14 protein-coding genes and 1 tRNA gene are annotated in these 15,194 nt (G+C 63.0%); 13 read left to right on the top strand and 2 right to left on the bottom strand.

Translation table 11 applies throughout. The features are described from left to right. The first annotated feature begins 135 nt into the window (after positions 1-135). The 6 genes from GJA_RS05560 to GJA_RS05535 all read left to right on the top strand — a co-directional run bounded on the left by GJA_RS05560 (position 136) and on the right by GJA_RS05535 (position 7,530). Entirely contained in the window at positions 136-1,107 is a 972-nt protein-coding gene (locus tag GJA_RS05560) for a bifunctional riboflavin kinase/FAD synthetase (protein WP_038489665.1), read from the top strand. Positions 1,108-1,197: 90 nt separating this feature from the next. After that, positions 1,198-4,104: an isoleucine--tRNA ligase gene (ileS, locus tag GJA_RS05555; RefSeq protein ID WP_038489663.1), complete on the top strand. Its 2,907-nt coding sequence runs from the start codon at positions 1,198-1,200 to the stop codon at positions 4,102-4,104. 89 nt (positions 4,105-4,193) lie between these two features. Next, entirely contained in the window at positions 4,194-4,697 is a 504-nt protein-coding gene (gene lspA / locus GJA_RS05550; RefSeq protein ID WP_038489659.1) for a signal peptidase II, read from the top strand. A gap of 27 nt (positions 4,698-4,724) precedes the next feature. After that, positions 4,725-5,945 carry a bifunctional phosphopantothenoylcysteine decarboxylase/phosphopantothenate--cysteine ligase CoaBC gene (gene coaBC / locus GJA_RS05545; protein ID WP_038489655.1) on the top strand — a complete coding sequence of 407 codons (1,221 nt, stop codon included), beginning with the start codon at positions 4,725-4,727 and terminating at the stop codon, positions 5,943-5,945. Between the two features lie 28 nt (positions 5,946-5,973). Continuing rightward, positions 5,974-6,423: a dUTP diphosphatase gene (gene dut, locus GJA_RS05540; protein ID WP_038489652.1), complete on the top strand. Its 450-nt coding sequence runs from the start codon at positions 5,974-5,976 to the stop codon at positions 6,421-6,423. A 9-nt stretch (positions 6,424-6,432) separates the two neighbouring features. Then, complete coding sequence (locus GJA_RS05535) at positions 6,433-7,530, top strand: M48 family metallopeptidase (RefSeq protein ID WP_051780349.1); 1,098 nt, start codon at positions 6,433-6,435, stop codon at positions 7,528-7,530. Here the strand turns inward: GJA_RS05535 and GJA_RS27730 are convergent. Continuing rightward, positions 7,527-7,667: a hypothetical protein gene (locus GJA_RS27730; protein WP_167541084.1), complete on the bottom strand. Its 141-nt coding sequence runs from the start codon at positions 7,665-7,667 to the stop codon at positions 7,527-7,529. The two genes, GJA_RS05535 and GJA_RS27730, sit on opposite strands and share 4 nt — an antisense overlap. A gap of 81 nt (positions 7,668-7,748) precedes the next feature. Between GJA_RS27730 and GJA_RS05530 the strand changes: the two genes are divergently transcribed. From GJA_RS05530 to GJA_RS05515, 4 genes are all read left to right on the top strand, one after another. Next, positions 7,749-8,756, top strand: coding sequence for an XdhC family protein (locus GJA_RS05530; protein ID WP_038489648.1), 1,008 nt, complete (start codon positions 7,749-7,751; stop codon positions 8,754-8,756). Beyond that, a complete protein-coding gene (locus GJA_RS05525) occupies positions 8,744-9,658 on the top strand; it encodes a DNA-3-methyladenine glycosylase family protein (protein WP_242404453.1) in 915 nt (304 codons plus the stop codon). The genes GJA_RS05530 and GJA_RS05525 overlap by 13 nt, the downstream gene beginning before the upstream one ends. Positions 9,659-9,802: 144 nt before the next feature. Next, positions 9,803-10,279 (top strand): (2Fe-2S)-binding protein, encoded by a 477-nt coding sequence (locus GJA_RS05520; protein WP_038489645.1) that lies wholly within the window; start codon positions 9,803-9,805, stop codon positions 10,277-10,279. Then, complete coding sequence (locus tag GJA_RS05515; RefSeq protein WP_038489641.1) at positions 10,276-12,600, top strand: xanthine dehydrogenase family protein molybdopterin-binding subunit; 2,325 nt, start codon at positions 10,276-10,278, stop codon at positions 12,598-12,600. The genes GJA_RS05520 and GJA_RS05515 overlap by 4 nt, the downstream gene beginning before the upstream one ends. A gap of 146 nt (positions 12,601-12,746) precedes the next feature. Here GJA_RS05515 and GJA_RS05510 read toward each other — a convergent pair. Continuing rightward, positions 12,747-12,823: transfer RNA gene (locus GJA_RS05510), tRNA-Met, on the bottom strand. Between the two features lie 193 nt (positions 12,824-13,016). Between GJA_RS05510 and GJA_RS05505 the strand changes: the two genes are divergently transcribed. The 3 genes from GJA_RS05505 to GJA_RS05495 all read left to right on the top strand — a co-directional run bounded on the left by GJA_RS05505 (position 13,017) and on the right by GJA_RS05495 (position 15,163). Further along, positions 13,017-13,592 carry an NUDIX hydrolase gene (locus GJA_RS05505; RefSeq protein ID WP_038489638.1) on the top strand — a complete coding sequence of 192 codons (576 nt, stop codon included), beginning with the start codon at positions 13,017-13,019 and terminating at the stop codon, positions 13,590-13,592. A gap of 52 nt (positions 13,593-13,644) precedes the next feature. After that, positions 13,645-14,373 (top strand): leucyl/phenylalanyl-tRNA--protein transferase, encoded by a 729-nt coding sequence (gene aat, locus GJA_RS05500; protein WP_038489635.1) that lies wholly within the window; start codon positions 13,645-13,647, stop codon positions 14,371-14,373. A 67-nt stretch (positions 14,374-14,440) separates the two neighbouring features. Further along, positions 14,441-15,163 (top strand): arginyltransferase, encoded by a 723-nt coding sequence (locus GJA_RS05495; RefSeq protein ID WP_038489631.1) that lies wholly within the window; start codon positions 14,441-14,443, stop codon positions 15,161-15,163. Positions 15,164-15,194: the final 31 nt, after the last annotated feature.

Raw genomic sequence — 15,194 nt, 5'->3', positions numbered from 1 at the left:
CCCGCAAGCAGCGCTTTTTGTCATTTTTAGCCCCTCAATTGGCCTGCCGTGGCCGTTGCGGGTGTGAATACCTGAAACAATCCGTATAATCCTCCCTATATTCAACCTGAGCGACAGTGTTTCGTTACGATTCTTATGAAGGTATTCCGCGGACTTCCCAATGCCGAAGCCCGAGCGCCCTGCGCTCTGACGATCGGCAACTTTGACGGTGTCCACCTTGGCCATCAAGCCTTGTTATCCCGCGTGCGCGGCGCCGCCAGCCAGCTCGGCCTGGAAGCGGCAGTGATGACGTTCGAACCGCATCCGCGCGAGTTTTTCGCGCAACGGACCGGCGACTTGTCCAAGGCGCCACCGCGCATCGCCAACTTGCGCGACAAATTGCAATCGCTGTCCGAAGCCGGCATCGACCGTGTCATCGTCGAGCATTTCAGCGCCCAGTTCGCCGCCCTGAGCCCGCAGGAATTCACGGAAAAGGTGCTGGTCGACGGCTTGCACGTCAAATGGCTGATGGTCGGCGACGATTTTTGCTATGGCGCCAAGCGGGCCGGCAATGTCGAATTGCTGCAAGAGGCCGGCAAGAAATATGGTTTTCATGTTGAAACCTTGCCAACCGTAATGAATGGCAGCCAGCGGATTTCGTCGTCGGCAGTACGCAGTGCGCTGGCCGACGGCGATTTTAGCCATGCGCGGCAATTGCTGGGCCACCCATATGCGATGTCCGGCCACGTGATCCATGGCCAGAAACTGGGCCGCACGCTGGGTTTCCCGACGCTGAACTTGCGCGTCGCGCACCGTCCGGCGCTGTCCGGTATTTTCGTGGTGCAAGTGCACGGCCTGGCCGCGCATCCGTTGCCGGCAGTCGCCAGCCTGGGCGTGCGCCCGACCGTCGACGATAGCGGCCGGGTATTATTGGAAGTGCATCTGTTCGATTTTGCGCAATCCTGTTACGGCAAGCTGGTACGGGTGGAGTTTTTGCAAAAACTGCGCGACGAAGAAAAATACCACGACTTGCCGACCCTGACCGCGGCGATTACCCGCGATTCCAATCAAGCCCGGGAATTTTTCGAGCGGCGCAGCGGCGCGATTACCGCCACCGACCGAATTTGACGCCCGACCGTCGCAGCGCGCCCCTTTCAGCTTCGCCTGCCCGCCAGATCGGCGAGCACACCATAGTGATCCAGTTTTTTAAAGAAGAATATGTCCGATAACAACAAACCAGCCACGCCCAAGCAGCAAAAACCCGCCAAGGCCGACAGCAAATACCCGGTCAACATGACCGAAACCCCATTCCCGATGCGCGGCGACATGGCCAAGCGCGAGCCGCAATGGGTCAAGGAATGGCAAGACAAGAAAATCTACCACCGCGTCCGCAAGGCGGCCGCCGGCCGTCCGAAATTCATCCTGCATGACGGTCCGCCGTACGCCAATGGCGACATCCACCTGGGCCACGCGGTCAACAAGATTCTGAAGGACATCGTCATCAAGTCGCGCACCATGGCCGGTTTCGACGCGCCGTATGTGCCGGGCTGGGATTGTCACGGCATGCCGATCGAAATCCAGATCGAAAAACTGTACGGCAAGAACTTGCCGACCGCCGAGGTGCTGGCCAAGGCGCGCGCCTACGCCACCGAACAGGTCGAGCGTCAAAAGAAAGACTTTATCCGCCTCGGTGTGTTGGCCGAATGGGAAAACCCCTACCTGACCATGTCGTACGGCAATGAAGCCGATGAATTGCGCGCACTCGGCACGATGCTGGAAAAAGGCTATGTGTACCGCGGCCTGAAACCGGTCAACTGGTGCTTCGATTGCGGCTCGGCACTGGCCGAGGCGGAAGTCGAATACGCCGACAAGCGCGATCCGGCCATCGACGTCGGTTTCCCGTTCGCCGAGCCAGCCAAAGTGGCGGCCGCGTTCGGCTTGCCATCGTTACCAACCGAGAATGGCCAGATCGTCATCTGGACCACCACGCCATGGACCATCCCGTCGAACCAGGCGCTGAACGTGCATCCGGAAGTGAGTTATGCGCTGGTGGAAACCGTGCGCGACGGCGCGCCGCTGCTGCTGATCCTGGCGGCCGACCTGGTTGCCGCCTGCCTGGAACGCTACAAGCTGGATGGCAAGGTCATCGCCACCACCAGCGGCGCCCAGCTGGAAGGCATCACCTTCAAGCACCCGCTGGCGAGCCAGCATGCGGCGTTCGACCGCGTGTCGCCGGTCTACCTGGCCGATTATGTGACCACCGACAGCGGCACCGGCGTGGTCCACTCGGCGCCAGCGTATGGCCAGGAAGACTTTGTTTCGTGCAAGGCGCACGGCATGAAGGATGACGCCATCCTGACCCCGGTGATGGGCGACGGCAAATTTGTGTCGACGCTGCCATTGTTCGGCGGTTTGACGATCTGGGAAGCATCGAAACCGATTTGCGACGCCTTGACAGCCGCCGGCAGCTTGTTTGAACTGAAAATGTTCTCGCACAGCTATATGCATTGCTGGCGCCATAAAACCCCGATCATCTACCGCGCCACCTCGCAATGGTTCGCCGGCATGGATGTGACGCCGAAGGACGGCGGCCCGACGCTGCGTCAAACGGCGCTGCAAGGCATCGCCGACACCCGGTTCTTCCCGGACTGGGGCCAGGCCCGCCTGCACGGCATGATCGCCAACCGTCCCGACTGGACCCTGTCGCGCCAGCGCCAGTGGGGCGTGCCGATGGCCTTCATCGTCCACAAGGAAACCGGCGAGCTGCATCCGCGCACCCCGGAATTGCTGGAACAAGTCGCCTCGCTGATCGAGAAAAGCGGCATCGAGGCGTGGCTGACGCTGGACTTGCAGGAGTTGCTGGGCGATGAAGCGGCCATGTATCAAAAGAACAAGGATACGCTGGATGTGTGGTTCGATTCCGGCAGCACCCACCAGACCGTGCTCGGCGGCCCGGCCGGCAAGGGCTCGCATGCGGCCCAGTCGCAATTCCCGGCCGACCTGTACCTGGAAGGTTCGGACCAGCACCGCGGCTGGTTCCACTCGTCGCTGCTGACCTCGGCCATGCTGAATGGCCGTCCGCCGTACAAGGCGCTGTTGACGCACGGCTTCACGGTCGATGGCGAAGGCAAGAAAATGTCCAAGTCGCTGGGTAACACGCTGGCGCCGCAAAAAATTTCCGACACCCTCGGCGCCGATATCCTGCGCCTGTGGATCGCCTCGACCGACTACACCGGCGAATTGTCGATTTCCGACGAAATCCTGAAACGCGTGACCGAATCGTACCGCCGCATCCGCAACACGCTGCGTTTCTTGCTGGCCAATACTTCCGACTTCGATCCGAACAAGGATGCGCTGCCGGTCGCCGACTTGCTGGAAATCGACCGTTACGCGCTGGTCAACATGGCCGCGCTGCAAGCCGACATCGGCAAGCATTTCGACGCCTATGAATTCCATCCGGTGGTGTCCAAGCTGCAAAACTATTGCTCCGAAGACTTGGGCGGTTTTTACCTCGACATCTTGAAAGACCGTCTGTACACCTCCGGCCTGAATTCGCCGGCGCGCCGTTCGGCGCAGACCGCGCTGTGGCATCTGACGCAAAGCCTGCTGCGCCTGATGGCGCCGATGCTGTCGTTCACCGCCGAAGAGGCGTGGGCGATCTTCGCCGGTCCGCAAGCGTACGCGGCCAGCGACGAAACCATCTTCACGCAAACGTATTGGGAATTGCCAGCGGTACAGGACGGCGCCGCGCTGCTGGAAAAATACACGGCCTTGCGGGCGGTGCGCACCGACGTCACCAAGCAGCTGGAAGACTTGCGCACCTCGGGCGCGATCGGTTCGTCGCTGCAGGCGGAATTGACGATCAAGGCGGCGCCGGCCAAGTACAAGTTGCTGTCCAGCCTGGCCGACGACTTGAAATTCGTCTTCATCACGTCGCAGGCGAACGCCGTCGAAGTGGCCGATGAGGCCGCTGAAACCGTGACCGTGACGGCGTCGGGCGCCGCCAAGTGCGAACGCTGCTGGCATTACCGCAGCGACGTCGGCAGCCATGCCGAGCATGCAACCTTGTGCGGCCGCTGCGTCAGCAATCTGTTCGGTGCGGGCGAAAAACGCCGCTTTGCGTAAAATCGCGACGTCGTTGCGCTGAAACGCGACAATGAAACGCGCCACCGCCTGCCCGGCGGTGGTCTTTTCTTCCATTCCACTAGAACACTATGGCCACTAAAAACCGCTTTTCGTCGAAACCACAATCGTCCCTGGTGCCATGGCTGGGCATCGCCGCCATCGTGATCCTGATCGACCAGGTCAGCAAGATCACCATCACCAAGCTGTTTTCGTATGCCGAAGAATTGGTGGTGACGTCGTTTTTCAACCTGACGCTGGTCTATAACAAGGGTGCGGCCTTCAGTTTCCTGTCCAACCAGGGCGGCTGGCAGCGCTATCTGTTTACCGCCATCGGCCTGGGCGCGGCGGCCTACATCATCTACCTGCTCAACAAGCACCGCGGACAACGCCTGTTTTGCTGGGCGCTGTCGCTGATCATGGGGGGCGCGATCGGCAACGTGATCGACCGCCTGCTGTATGGCCACGTGGTCGATTTCCTCGATTTCCACTGGAGCGGCTGGGGCCATTTCCCGGCGTTTAATATTGCCGATTCCGCCATCTTCATCGGCGCGGTGCTGTTCATCATCGATGAATTGCGCCGAGTAAACAAGTAAAACAACAAGTCATCTCGGGAGCAGCAGATGGAACTGTCCGGTAAAAAAATCGTCCTCGGCCTGTCCGGCGGCGTGGCCTGCTACAAGGCGGCGGAACTGTGCCGCGCGCTGACCAAGGCCGGCGCCACGGTGCAAGTGGTGATGACCGACGCCGCCACCCACTTCATCACCGAAGTGACAATGCAGGCGCTGTCCGGCCAGCCGGTCTACGGCAGCCAGTGGGATGCGCGTATCGGCAACAATATGGCGCATATCGACCTGACCCGCAATGCCGACGCGATCCTGGTCGCGCCCTGTTCGGCCGACTTCATCCGCAAGCTGGCGCACGGCGTCTGCGACGATTTATTGTCGACGCTGTGCCTGGCGCGGCCGCGCCAGTTGCCGCTGCTGGTGGCGCCGGCGATGAACGTCGAAATGTGGCTGAATCCGGCCACCCAGCGCAATGTGCAGCACATCCGCGACGACGGCATCAAGCTGTTCGGTCCGGCCGCCGGCGAACAGGCGTGCGGCGAAACGGGCCTGGGACGCATGCTGGAACCGGCCCAGCTGCTGGAAGAATTGATCGCCGCGTTCCAGCCGAAAGTGTTGACCGGCAAGCGCGTGCTGGTCACGGCCGGCCCGACCTTCGAAGCGATCGATCCGGTGCGCGGCATCACTAATTTGTCGTCAGGCAAGATGGGTTACGCGGTGGCGCGTGCGGCGCGTGAGGCGGGCGCCGAAGTGACGCTGGTGTCCGGCCCGACCGCGCTCGACGCGCCGTTCGGCGTGCGCCGCATCGACGTGCAAAGCGCACAGCAAATGCATGACGCGGTGATGGCCGATTTCGACGGCCAGCATATTTTCATCGCGGTGGCGGCGGTGGCCGACTGGCGCGTCGCCAATACCAGCGACCAGAAGCTGAAAAAACAGGCCGACGGTTCGGTGCCTGAATTGCAGTTCGCGCAAAATCCCGACATCCTGGCCAGCGTGGCCGCGCGCACCAGCCTGGGCGGCCATCCGTATTGCGTCGGCTTTGCCGCCGAATCGGAAAACCTGGTGCAGTTCGGCGCCGCCAAGCGCGAGAAAAAAGGCATCCCTTTGCTGGTGGGCAATATCGGCCACCAAACCTTCGGGCACGATGACAATACCATCATCCTGTTCGACGAAGACGGCCACACCGTGCTGCCGCGCGCCAGCAAACTGACGCTGGCGCGCCAGCTGATTTCGGAAATCTCGAAACGCCTGGCCAAGGGTTCGCTGTTCAAATAATTTTTAATGTAACGTGAAGCAAGCATCAATGAAAACAATCGACATCAAAATCCTCGACCCGCGCATGCAGGACCAATTGCCGGCCTACGCCACGCCAGGCAGCGCCGGGCTCGACCTGCGCGCCTGCATCGATGCGGCCATCACCATCGAAGCCGGCCAGACCGTGCTGATCCCGACCGGCCTGGCGATCCATATCGGCGACCCGTCGTACGCCGCGATGATCTTGCCGCGCAGCGGCATGGGTCACAAGAACGGCATTGTCCTGGGGAATCTGGTAGGCTTGATCGACTCGGATTACCAGGGCCAGCTGATGGTCTCGACCTGGAACCGTGGCCAGAGCGCCTTTACGCTCAACCCCATGGAGCGGCTGGCGCAATTGATCATTGTGCCGGTCTTGCAAGTGGGATTTAACGTCGTCGAAGAATTCGATGGAAGCGAACGCGGTGCTGGCGGATTTGGCAGCACCGGCAAACATTAAGGAAACCGCATGTCCCGCATCACTGTCTTGACCCACGCCACAACACGCACCCTCTTGTCGCCGCTGCTGCTGGCCCTGCTGCTGGCCGGCTGCTCGACGCCGCGCCAGCGCACCGTGGCCGGCCTGCCGGAACGAGCCGCGCCGGAAGCGGCGCCTGCCTCGCCGACGCCGCAAATGGTGGCGGCGCAAGAGACGCTGGGCAAAATGGTGATGCTGCAAGACCGCCTGTACAAGGTGGCCGCGCCGCTGCTGATCAACAACGCCGACCTGTGCAAGACCCAGGCGCGCAACCTGCTCGGCTTTACCGCCAAGAACAAATATTCCTACCCGGGCGAATACGCCGACGCGGCGCAAGCCGTGCTCGGTTATGGCGATCCGCTGGAAGTGTCGGGCGTGCTGGCCGGCAGCGGCGCCGCGCGCGCCGGCTTGCGCAAGGGCGACAGTCTGATCGCAGCCGAAGGCAAGCCATTACCGACCGGCGCCAACGCCGAAACCCAGGCCGCCGCCGTGTTCGGCCCGCTGGTGGCCAGCCGCGCCACGCTGGCGATGACCATCTGGCGCAATGGTGACAACAAAATCCTGAATGTACCGGTGACCCGCGCCTGCGCCTTCCGGGTCGACCTGGGCAATGCCGACAATGTCAATTCCTATGCCGACGGGCAACGCATCATGATCACGCGCGGCATGATCAATTTTGCGCAAAACGATGAAGCCATCGCCTTCGTGATGGCCAAGGACATGGCGCACAATGTACTGGACCATGCGCGCAGCCAGCGTTCGGCGGCGACCGTCGGCAGCATCATCGACAACCTGAGCAGCGTGCGGCCCGACCTGTCGATGCTGGCCGGCAGCGGCGGCTTAAAACCGATGCCGCAAGAACTCGATGCGGCGGCCGACAGCCTGGCGCTGTACATGCTGGCCCGGGCCGGTTACAACATCGACAATGCGGCGGGCTTTTGGCAAAAACTGGCGGGACAATATCCGGCCAGCGTCCTGAACGGCTACACCGCGAACCATCCGGCGACCGCGTTCCGCCTCGCGGCGATCAACCGCACGCTGGCCGACATCAAGGCCAAACAATCGGCCAAGAAACCCTTGAAGCCTTAAAAATTCGGAAAATCCGGAAAAAAAGCGCCCATGACCCAGGTCAGCGCGGCGCAAAACACCACCGCGATCAATAGTACGACGAGCAATTTGCCGAATTGGGGATTGCCGTCGTCTTCGGTCGGGTCTTCTTGCAACATGAGCGTCTCTCTGCAGGCTTTTGGAGCACGTAGTATATTCCATGCATCATCAGATCAGCGCGGCTTAACGCCGCACGCACCATGGATAGCATCGACCTCGAAGTTTTAAAAACCAGCGCCGCCTGGATCGCCGCCGGCCAGCGCTGCGAATTAATCACCGTCATCAAGACCTGGGGCTCCAGTCCGCGCCCGATCGGCGCCACGCTGGCCATCAATAATGACGGCAATGTGGTCGGCTCGGTGTCCGGCGGCTGCATCGAAGACGACTTGATCGAGCGGGTGCGCCGGCACGGCATCAGCCGCACGCTGCCCGAAGTGGTCAGCTACGGCATCAGCGCCGACGAGGCGCACCGCTTCGGCCTGCCTTGCGGCGGCACCATCGAACTGGCCATCGAACCGCTGCATGAACATAGCCGGGTTGCCGAATTGCTGGCCCGCCTGGAAAGCCACGAACTGGTCGAGCGCCGCCTCGACCTGCGCAGCGGCGCCGTCGCGCTGCAGCGCGCCATCCCCGGCGCCGTGCTGCAACTGGACGACCATGTATTGACCACCCAGCACGGCCCGCGCTGGCGTTTGCTGATCATCGGCGCCAGCCAGTTGTCGCGCTTCGTCGCGCAAATCGCGATGGCGATGGATTACCACGTGATCGTCTGCGACCCGCGCGAAGAATACCGCAGCGGCTGGAGCGTGCCAGGCGTCGAGCTGGTGCATGCGATGCCGGACGACCTGGTGCTGGACTTGAAGCTGGACCGGCGCAGCGCCGTGGTGGCGCTGACCCACGACCCGAAACTGGACGACCTGGCGCTGATGGAAGCGCTGCGCTCGGATGCGTTTTACGTCGGCGCCATCGGTTCGCGCCTGAACAACAGCAAGCGCCGCGAACGGCTGCTGCAATTCGACGTCAGCCCCGAGCAAATGAGCAAGCTGCACGGGCCGATCGGCCTGTACATCGGCAGCAAGACGCCGGCCGAAATCGCCATTTCGATCCTCGCCGAAATGACGGCGGTCAAGAACGGCGTGCCCGATTCGCTGCAAATCCAGCACGCGGCGGCGCTGTCGAAACCGAGCGGGGAAGTGTGCGCGGTGTGACGCCTGGCCGGCAGCGGCAATGGGACATCGCGCTGCCGGCCGGCTACCGTGTCCAGGATCTGCTGTCCTTTCATGGCCGCGACACCGAAAGCGTGGCCGAACAAATCGGTCCTTCATCGATACGCAAGGGCGTGCTGCTCGATGGCGTGGCGCTGCTGCTTGACATTGACTTGCGCACCGGCCACGCCGCATGCCGGGCCAGCGCCGACGCGCGATTAACCCCGGCGGCGTGGCACGCCGTGCATGGCGCGCTGCTGAACATGCTCGGGCTGCGCATCGACCCGCAGCCGTTCGAAACGCTGGCCGCCGGCGATGCGCTGCTGGCGCCGCTGGTTCAGGCCCATCCGGGACTGCGCATCATGCAGTCGGCCAGCGTGTTCGAGGCGCTGACCTGGGCCATCATCGGCCAGCAAATCAACTTGCCGTTCGCCATAGCACTGCGCCGCACGTTCATCCTGCAAGCGGGACGCCGGCACAGCGGCGGCTTGTGGTGCTATCCGGAAGCCGCCGATGTGCTGCGGCTGGACGTCGACGATTTGACCAGCCGTAAATTCTCGCGCGCCAAGGCGGACACCCTGCTGCGCGTGGCGCAGTTGGTGCACGATGGCGTATTGTCGCTGGCAGCGCCGGCCTCGGGCGATATGGCGCCGGTACGCGCGGCGCTGCTGGCCGTCAAGGGCATCGGCCCGTGGACCGCCAACTATGCGCTGCTGCGCGGCTACGGTTACGCCGACTGTTCGCTGCACGGCGACGTGGCGATCCGCAACGCGCTGCAGGTATTGCTGGGCGAGCCGGTGAAACCCGATATGCGGCGCACCGAGCAATGGCTGGCGCGCTATGCGCCGCAGCGTACGATGCTGGCCGCCCACTTATGGGCCAGCCGGCATAAACAAGATAATTGAAAAAATATACTTCCACTTTTTGCCATACTGAAAACCAGATTTCCGAATGGTGGAATGACACGTCTGGCGCTAATATGCGACAGCATCCAAGCGGTATCAACCGCATCTCCATTAGCCAGCAATTGAACTTCACAGGGAAAAACAATGACACTCCTGACGATCAATGGCAAGCAACATCAAGTTGACCTGCCTGAAGACACGCCCCTACTCTGGACGCTGCGCGACGAACTCGGCATGACCGGCACCAAATTCGGCTGCGGCATGGCGCTGTGCGGCGCCTGCACCGTGCACCTGGACGGCGTCGCGATCCGCTCGTGCATCACGCCGATTTCGGCCGCCGCCGGCAAGCAGGTCACCACCATCGAAGCGGTGTCGGAAGACAAGGTCGGCCACGCCGTCCAGCAAGCATGGCAGGCGCTCGGCGTGCCGCAATGCGGCTATTGCCAGGCGGGCCAGATCATGTCGGCCACCGCGCTGCTGCGCACCACGCCGCAACCGAACGACCAGCAAATCCGCGAAGCGATGAGCGGCAACATCTGCCGCTGCGGCACCTACACGCGTATCCACGCCGCGATCAAGCAGGCCTCGCAAGAAGTCGCCGGCAAGGGAGCGTCCCAATGAACGCGCCGCTAGCTCAACTGGATCAAGCAAATAATGCGCCGGCGTCCGGCGCGCGGCGCAACTGGCTGAAGGCGGCCGGCGCCCTGACCGGCCTGATGCTGACTGTCGGCCCGGCCGGCCTGGTGATGGCGGCCGAAGAGAAAAAATACGGCGGCGCAGCGATGGCCGGCGGCCTGGTCGACGACGTGCTGGTCTTCCTGTCGGTCGGCGCCGACGGCCTGGTGACCATCATGGCGCACCGCTCCGAAATGGGCCAGGGCATCCGCACCAGCCTGCCGATGGTGGCGGCCGACGAACTGGGCGCAGACTGGGATCACGTCCGGGTACGGCAAGCCCCTGCCGACGAAGCGCGCTACGGCAGCCAGGATACCGACGGTTCGCGCAGCATGCGCCACTCGTTCAAGGCGATGCGCCAGGTCGGCGCGACCGCCCGCCTGATGCTGGAAACGGCGGCGGCGGCGCGCTGGAACGTGCCGCTGTCCGAAGTCAGGACCGGCACCCACCAGGTGCTGCACGGCGCCAGCGGCCGCAGCCTCGGTTTCGGCGAACTGGCGCTGGAGGCGGCCAGGCTGCCGGTGCCGGGCCGCGACAAGGTCAAGCTGAAGGACACCGGCGAACTGCGCTACGTCGGCAAGGACGGCATCCGCGGCATCGACTTGCACGACATCGTCACCGGCAACACCCAGTACGGCATCGACACCCGCCTGGACGGCATGGTGTACGCGGTGATCGCGCGGCCGCCGGTCTTCGGCGGCAAGCTGCGCAGCGTCGACAAGACCGAGGCATTAAAAGTGCCGGGCGTGCTGCGCATCGTCGAATTGCAGGGCAGCCCGCCGCCGGCCATGTTCAACCCGCTGGGCGGCGTGGCCGTGCTGGCGAAAAATACCTGGGCCGCGATGAAGGGCCGCGAAGCGCTGAAACTGGAGTGGGAAGACGGTCCGAACGGCGCCTACGATTCGCTCGCATTCCGCAAGACGCTGGAACAGGCGGCACGCCAGCCGGCCAAGCCGGCGCGCGACCAGGGCAAGACCGAAGCGGCGCTGGCGGCGGCCCCGGCCAGCCGTAAATTCTCGGCAGAATATTATTTGCCGCATCTGGCGCACGCCACCATGGAACCGCCAGCCGCGACCGTGCGCCTGGTCAACGGCAAGGCCGAGGCCTGGGCTTGCGTGCAGGCGCCGCAAGCGACCCGCAGCAATGTCGCCAAGGCGCTCGGCTTGAAGGAGGAAGACGTCACCGTCCATGTGACGCTGCTGGGCGGCGGTTTCGGCCGCAAGTCGAAACCCGACTTCGTGGTCGAGGCGGCGCTGCTGTCGAAGGCGATGGATGGCGCGCCGGTCAAGCTGACCTGGACCCGCGACGACGACTTGCGGCATGACTACCTGCACACGGTCTCGGTCGAGCGGCTGGAAGTGGCGCTCGATCCGGCCGGCCGGCCGACCGCGTGGCTGCACCGCACCGCCGCGCCGACCATCGTCTCGATCTTCGAGGCCGGCGCCAAGAGCCAGTCGGCGTTCGAACTGAATATGTCGGCGGTCAACGTGCCGTTCGCGATCCCGAATATCCGGGTCGAAGTGCCGGAAGTCGACGCCCACTCGCGCCTCGGCTGGTTCCGCTCGGTGTCCAATATCCCGCACGCGTTCGCGATACAGTCGTTCGCCGCCGAACTGGCGCACGCCGCCAAAAAAGACCACAAGGCGTATTTGCTGGACTTGCTGGGACCGGCGCGCAAGATCGATCCGCGCTCCTTGTCCGATGGCTGGAACTATAACGAAAATCCGGAAAAATACCCGGTCGACATCGGCCGCATGCGCAACGTGATCGAACTGGCGACCCACAAGGCCGGCTGGGGCCGCAAGCTGCCGAAGGGCCGCGGACTGGGCCTGGCGGTATCGTACAGCTTTGTCACCTACGTCGCGGTAGTGATCGAAGTGGAAGTGAACGCGGCCGGCGAAGTGCTGATTCCGCGGGTCGACATCGCCGCCGATTGCGGGCCGCACATCAACCCGGACCGCATCCGCTCGCAGCTCGAAGGCGCGTGCATCATGGGCATCAGCCTGGCGATGAGCGGCGAAATCTCGTTCAAGCAAGGCCGCGTCGAGCAAAGCAACTTCCACGACTACACCGTGCTGCGCGCCGCCGATGCGCCGCGCGTGATCCACACCCACCTGGTGCCGACCGGCATGGACGTGGAACTGGGCGGCGTCGGCGAACCCGGCACGCCGCCGATCGCCCCGGCGCTGTGCAACGCGATCTTCGCGGCGACCGGCAAGCGCATCCGCGCCTTGCCGGTGGCGGGACAGCTGGCGAAGAAGGCATGAGGTTGAGGCAAGCGGATTGAATTAAATCCTGCAAGCAAAGCCCGGCGCCCAGCTTGATGCGCCGGGCTTTTTTTCTTATATAGAAGAAATTGGCACGGAAATTGAAAAAGCGCTGATTCCCTTGCAAGAATCAACGCTTTCAAATCTGGTTGCGGGGACAGGATTTGAACCTGTGACCTTCGGGTTATGAGCCCGACGAGCTGCCAGACTGCTCCACCCCGCGTCTGTATGTTGCTATTATAGGGCAGATTGCCGGCTTAGGCAATCCCTATGCCAATTTCGTCCGTCATAGAACGGTCTAATGGATGAGCTGGCTCAAGAGCCGGTCTCAATCTCATCGCGGCCGCAGCGAGGATTGCTCCACAAGCGCATCAATCGGTGTAAAGTAAGCACACCATTGATTACAGTCCGTGCCCATGAAATTCTGTTCCGAATGCGCCCATCCGGTCGCCCTGTCCATCCCTGCCGGCGATAACCGGCCGCGCTACGTCTGCGCCCATTGCGAAGCGATCCATTACCAGAATCCGAAGATGGTGATCGGTTCGATCCCGGTCTGGGAACAGGACGGCCAGCTGCAGGTCCTGCTGTGCAAGCGCGCCATCGAACCGCGCTACGGTTACTGGACGCTGCCGGCGGGCTTCATGGAAAACGATGAAACCACGTCCGATGCGGCGCTGCGCGAAACGGTCGAGGAGGCCGGCGCGAATATCGAGCTGGGGCCGCTGTTTTCGCTGCTCAATGTGCAACGCGTGCACCAGGTGCACCTGTTTTACCTGGCCCGGCTACGCAACCTCGATTTTGCGCCCGGCATCGAAAGCCTGGACGTGCAAATGTTCAGCGAAGCCGAAATTCCGTGGGACGATCTGGCCTTCCCGACCATCCGCCTGACGCTGGAACTGTTCTTTGCCGACCGTATCAAAATACGGGAAGGCGGCAGCTACGGTTTCCATACCCAGGACGTGACCCGGCCGATGGCGCGCGCGGCCGACTGAGACCGATGCCGATGCCAAGCGCTATCCGCACAATCAGCAAGCATAGGCAGCGATGATACCCTGGCTCGATTCCGACACGCCGTTTCCCGACGTCTCGACAGCACTGACCGGTGAAGCGCCCGGCCTGCTGGCGGCCGGCGCCGACCTGTCGCCGCAACGCTTGCTGGCGGCCTACCGGCACGGGATTTTCCCGTGGTTTTCCGAAGGCCAGCCTATCCTGTGGTGGAGTACCGACCCGCGCATGGTGCTGATGACAGAGAATTTCCGCATCTCCGACAGCCTGAAAAAAGCCGTGCGCAAGGTCGAGCGCAGCGCGGCCACCGACGGCCGCTGGCAATTGCGCTTCGACGGCGATTTCGAGGCCGTGATGCGGGCCTGCGCCGCGCCGCGCAAGGATGGTCCAGGCACCTGGATTTCGGACCAGATCATCGCCGGCTACACCGGCCTGCACCGGCTCGGCTACGCCCATTCGTCGGAATTGTGGCTCGACGGGGAATTGGTCGGCGGCGCTTACGGCGTGTCGATCGGCCGCATGTTTTACGGCGAATCGATGTTCGCCAGGGTCAGCGACGGTTCCAAGATCGCGCTGGTTCATCTGGTCCGTTTCCTGGCGGCGCACGGCGTGCAGATGATCGATTGCCAGCAAGAGACGGCCCATCTGGCGTCGCTGGGGGCGGCGCCGATTTCGCGCCAGCGCTTTCTGGCGCACCTGTCCGCGGCGATCCGGCAGCCGCAAATCGACGCGTGGCAAACCACGGCGCCCGCCGCAAGCCCGGCATAAAACACGCTATGATAGAGCCAAGGACAACCATTGCCGAAATTGCCGTAATTGCAACGACAGGACCTGCATGACGCAACTTAACGACCTGCCCTTCGCCACGCTGCAGTTTTATACGACTGCGCCCTACCCGTGCAGCTACCTGGACGACCGCCAGGCACGCTCGCAGGTGGCCACGCCTGCCCATTTGATCAATACCGACGTGTATTCGGAATTGGTGCGCAACGGTTTCCGGCGCAGCGGCATTTTTACCTACCGGCCGTATTGCGACGGCTGCCAGGCCTGCATCCCGGTGCGCGTGGTGGCCGGCGAGTTCGCGCCCAGCCGCGCACAGCGCCGCGCCTGGGCCAGGCACGGCACGCTGCAAACCAGCGTCGCCAGCCTGACCTTCATCGATGAACACTACGAGCTCTACCTGCGCTACCAGAGCACGCGCCACGCCGGCGGCGGCATGGACCAGGACAGCCGCGAACAATATTCGCAATTCCTGCTGCAAAGCCGGGTCAATACGCGGCTGGTGGAATTCCGCGAACCGGACGGCGCGCTGCGCATGGTCAGCATCATCGACGTGCTGGCCGACGGCCTGTCGTCGGTGTACACCTTCTTCGACCCGGACGTGCCCGGCGCATCGTACGGCACTTATAACGTGATGTGGCAAATCGCCCAGGCGCGCGAATTGCAGCTGCCCTACGTCTACCTCGGCTACTGGATCGCACAAAGCCCGAAGATGGCTTACAAGATCAACTTCGCGCCGCTGGAAGCCCGCACCAAGGGCCAGTGGAAGGTGATGTAAGCCCGGTGTCCTTTCGGAACGGCGCCGGGGC

This window comes from Janthinobacterium agaricidamnosum NBRC 102515 = DSM 9628 (assembly GCF_000723165.1).
In the GTDB taxonomy this organism is placed as follows: Bacteria; Pseudomonadota; Gammaproteobacteria; order Burkholderiales; family Burkholderiaceae_D; genus Janthinobacterium; species Janthinobacterium agaricidamnosum.
This window is presented reverse-complemented; position numbering and strand designations above follow the sequence as displayed.

Bases quoted from the DNA above. Each gene is read 5' to 3' on its own strand.
- GJA_RS05560 (WP_038489665.1), top strand. From the start codon at position 136: ATGAAGGTATTCCGCGGACTTCCCAATGCCGAAGCCCGAGCGCCCTGC.
- ileS (WP_038489663.1), top strand. From the start codon at position 1,198: ATGTCCGATAACAACAAACCAGCCACGCCCAAGCAGCAAAAACCCGCC.
- lspA (WP_038489659.1), top strand. From the start codon at position 4,194: ATGGCCACTAAAAACCGCTTTTCGTCGAAACCACAATCGTCCCTGGTG.
- coaBC (WP_038489655.1), top strand. From the start codon at position 4,725: ATGGAACTGTCCGGTAAAAAAATCGTCCTCGGCCTGTCCGGCGGCGTG.
- dut (WP_038489652.1), top strand. From the start codon at position 5,974: ATGAAAACAATCGACATCAAAATCCTCGACCCGCGCATGCAGGACCAA.
- GJA_RS05535 (WP_051780349.1), top strand. From the start codon at position 6,433: ATGTCCCGCATCACTGTCTTGACCCACGCCACAACACGCACCCTCTTG.
- GJA_RS27730 (WP_167541084.1), bottom strand. From the start codon at position 7,667: ATGTTGCAAGAAGACCCGACCGAAGACGACGGCAATCCCCAATTCGGC.
- GJA_RS05530 (WP_038489648.1), top strand. From the start codon at position 7,749: ATGGATAGCATCGACCTCGAAGTTTTAAAAACCAGCGCCGCCTGGATC.
- GJA_RS05520 (WP_038489645.1), top strand. From the start codon at position 9,803: ATGACACTCCTGACGATCAATGGCAAGCAACATCAAGTTGACCTGCCT.
- GJA_RS05515 (WP_038489641.1), top strand. From the start codon at position 10,276: ATGAACGCGCCGCTAGCTCAACTGGATCAAGCAAATAATGCGCCGGCG.
- GJA_RS05505 (WP_038489638.1), top strand. From the start codon at position 13,017: ATGAAATTCTGTTCCGAATGCGCCCATCCGGTCGCCCTGTCCATCCCT.
- aat (WP_038489635.1), top strand. From the start codon at position 13,645: ATGATACCCTGGCTCGATTCCGACACGCCGTTTCCCGACGTCTCGACA.
- GJA_RS05495 (WP_038489631.1), top strand. From the start codon at position 14,441: ATGACGCAACTTAACGACCTGCCCTTCGCCACGCTGCAGTTTTATACG.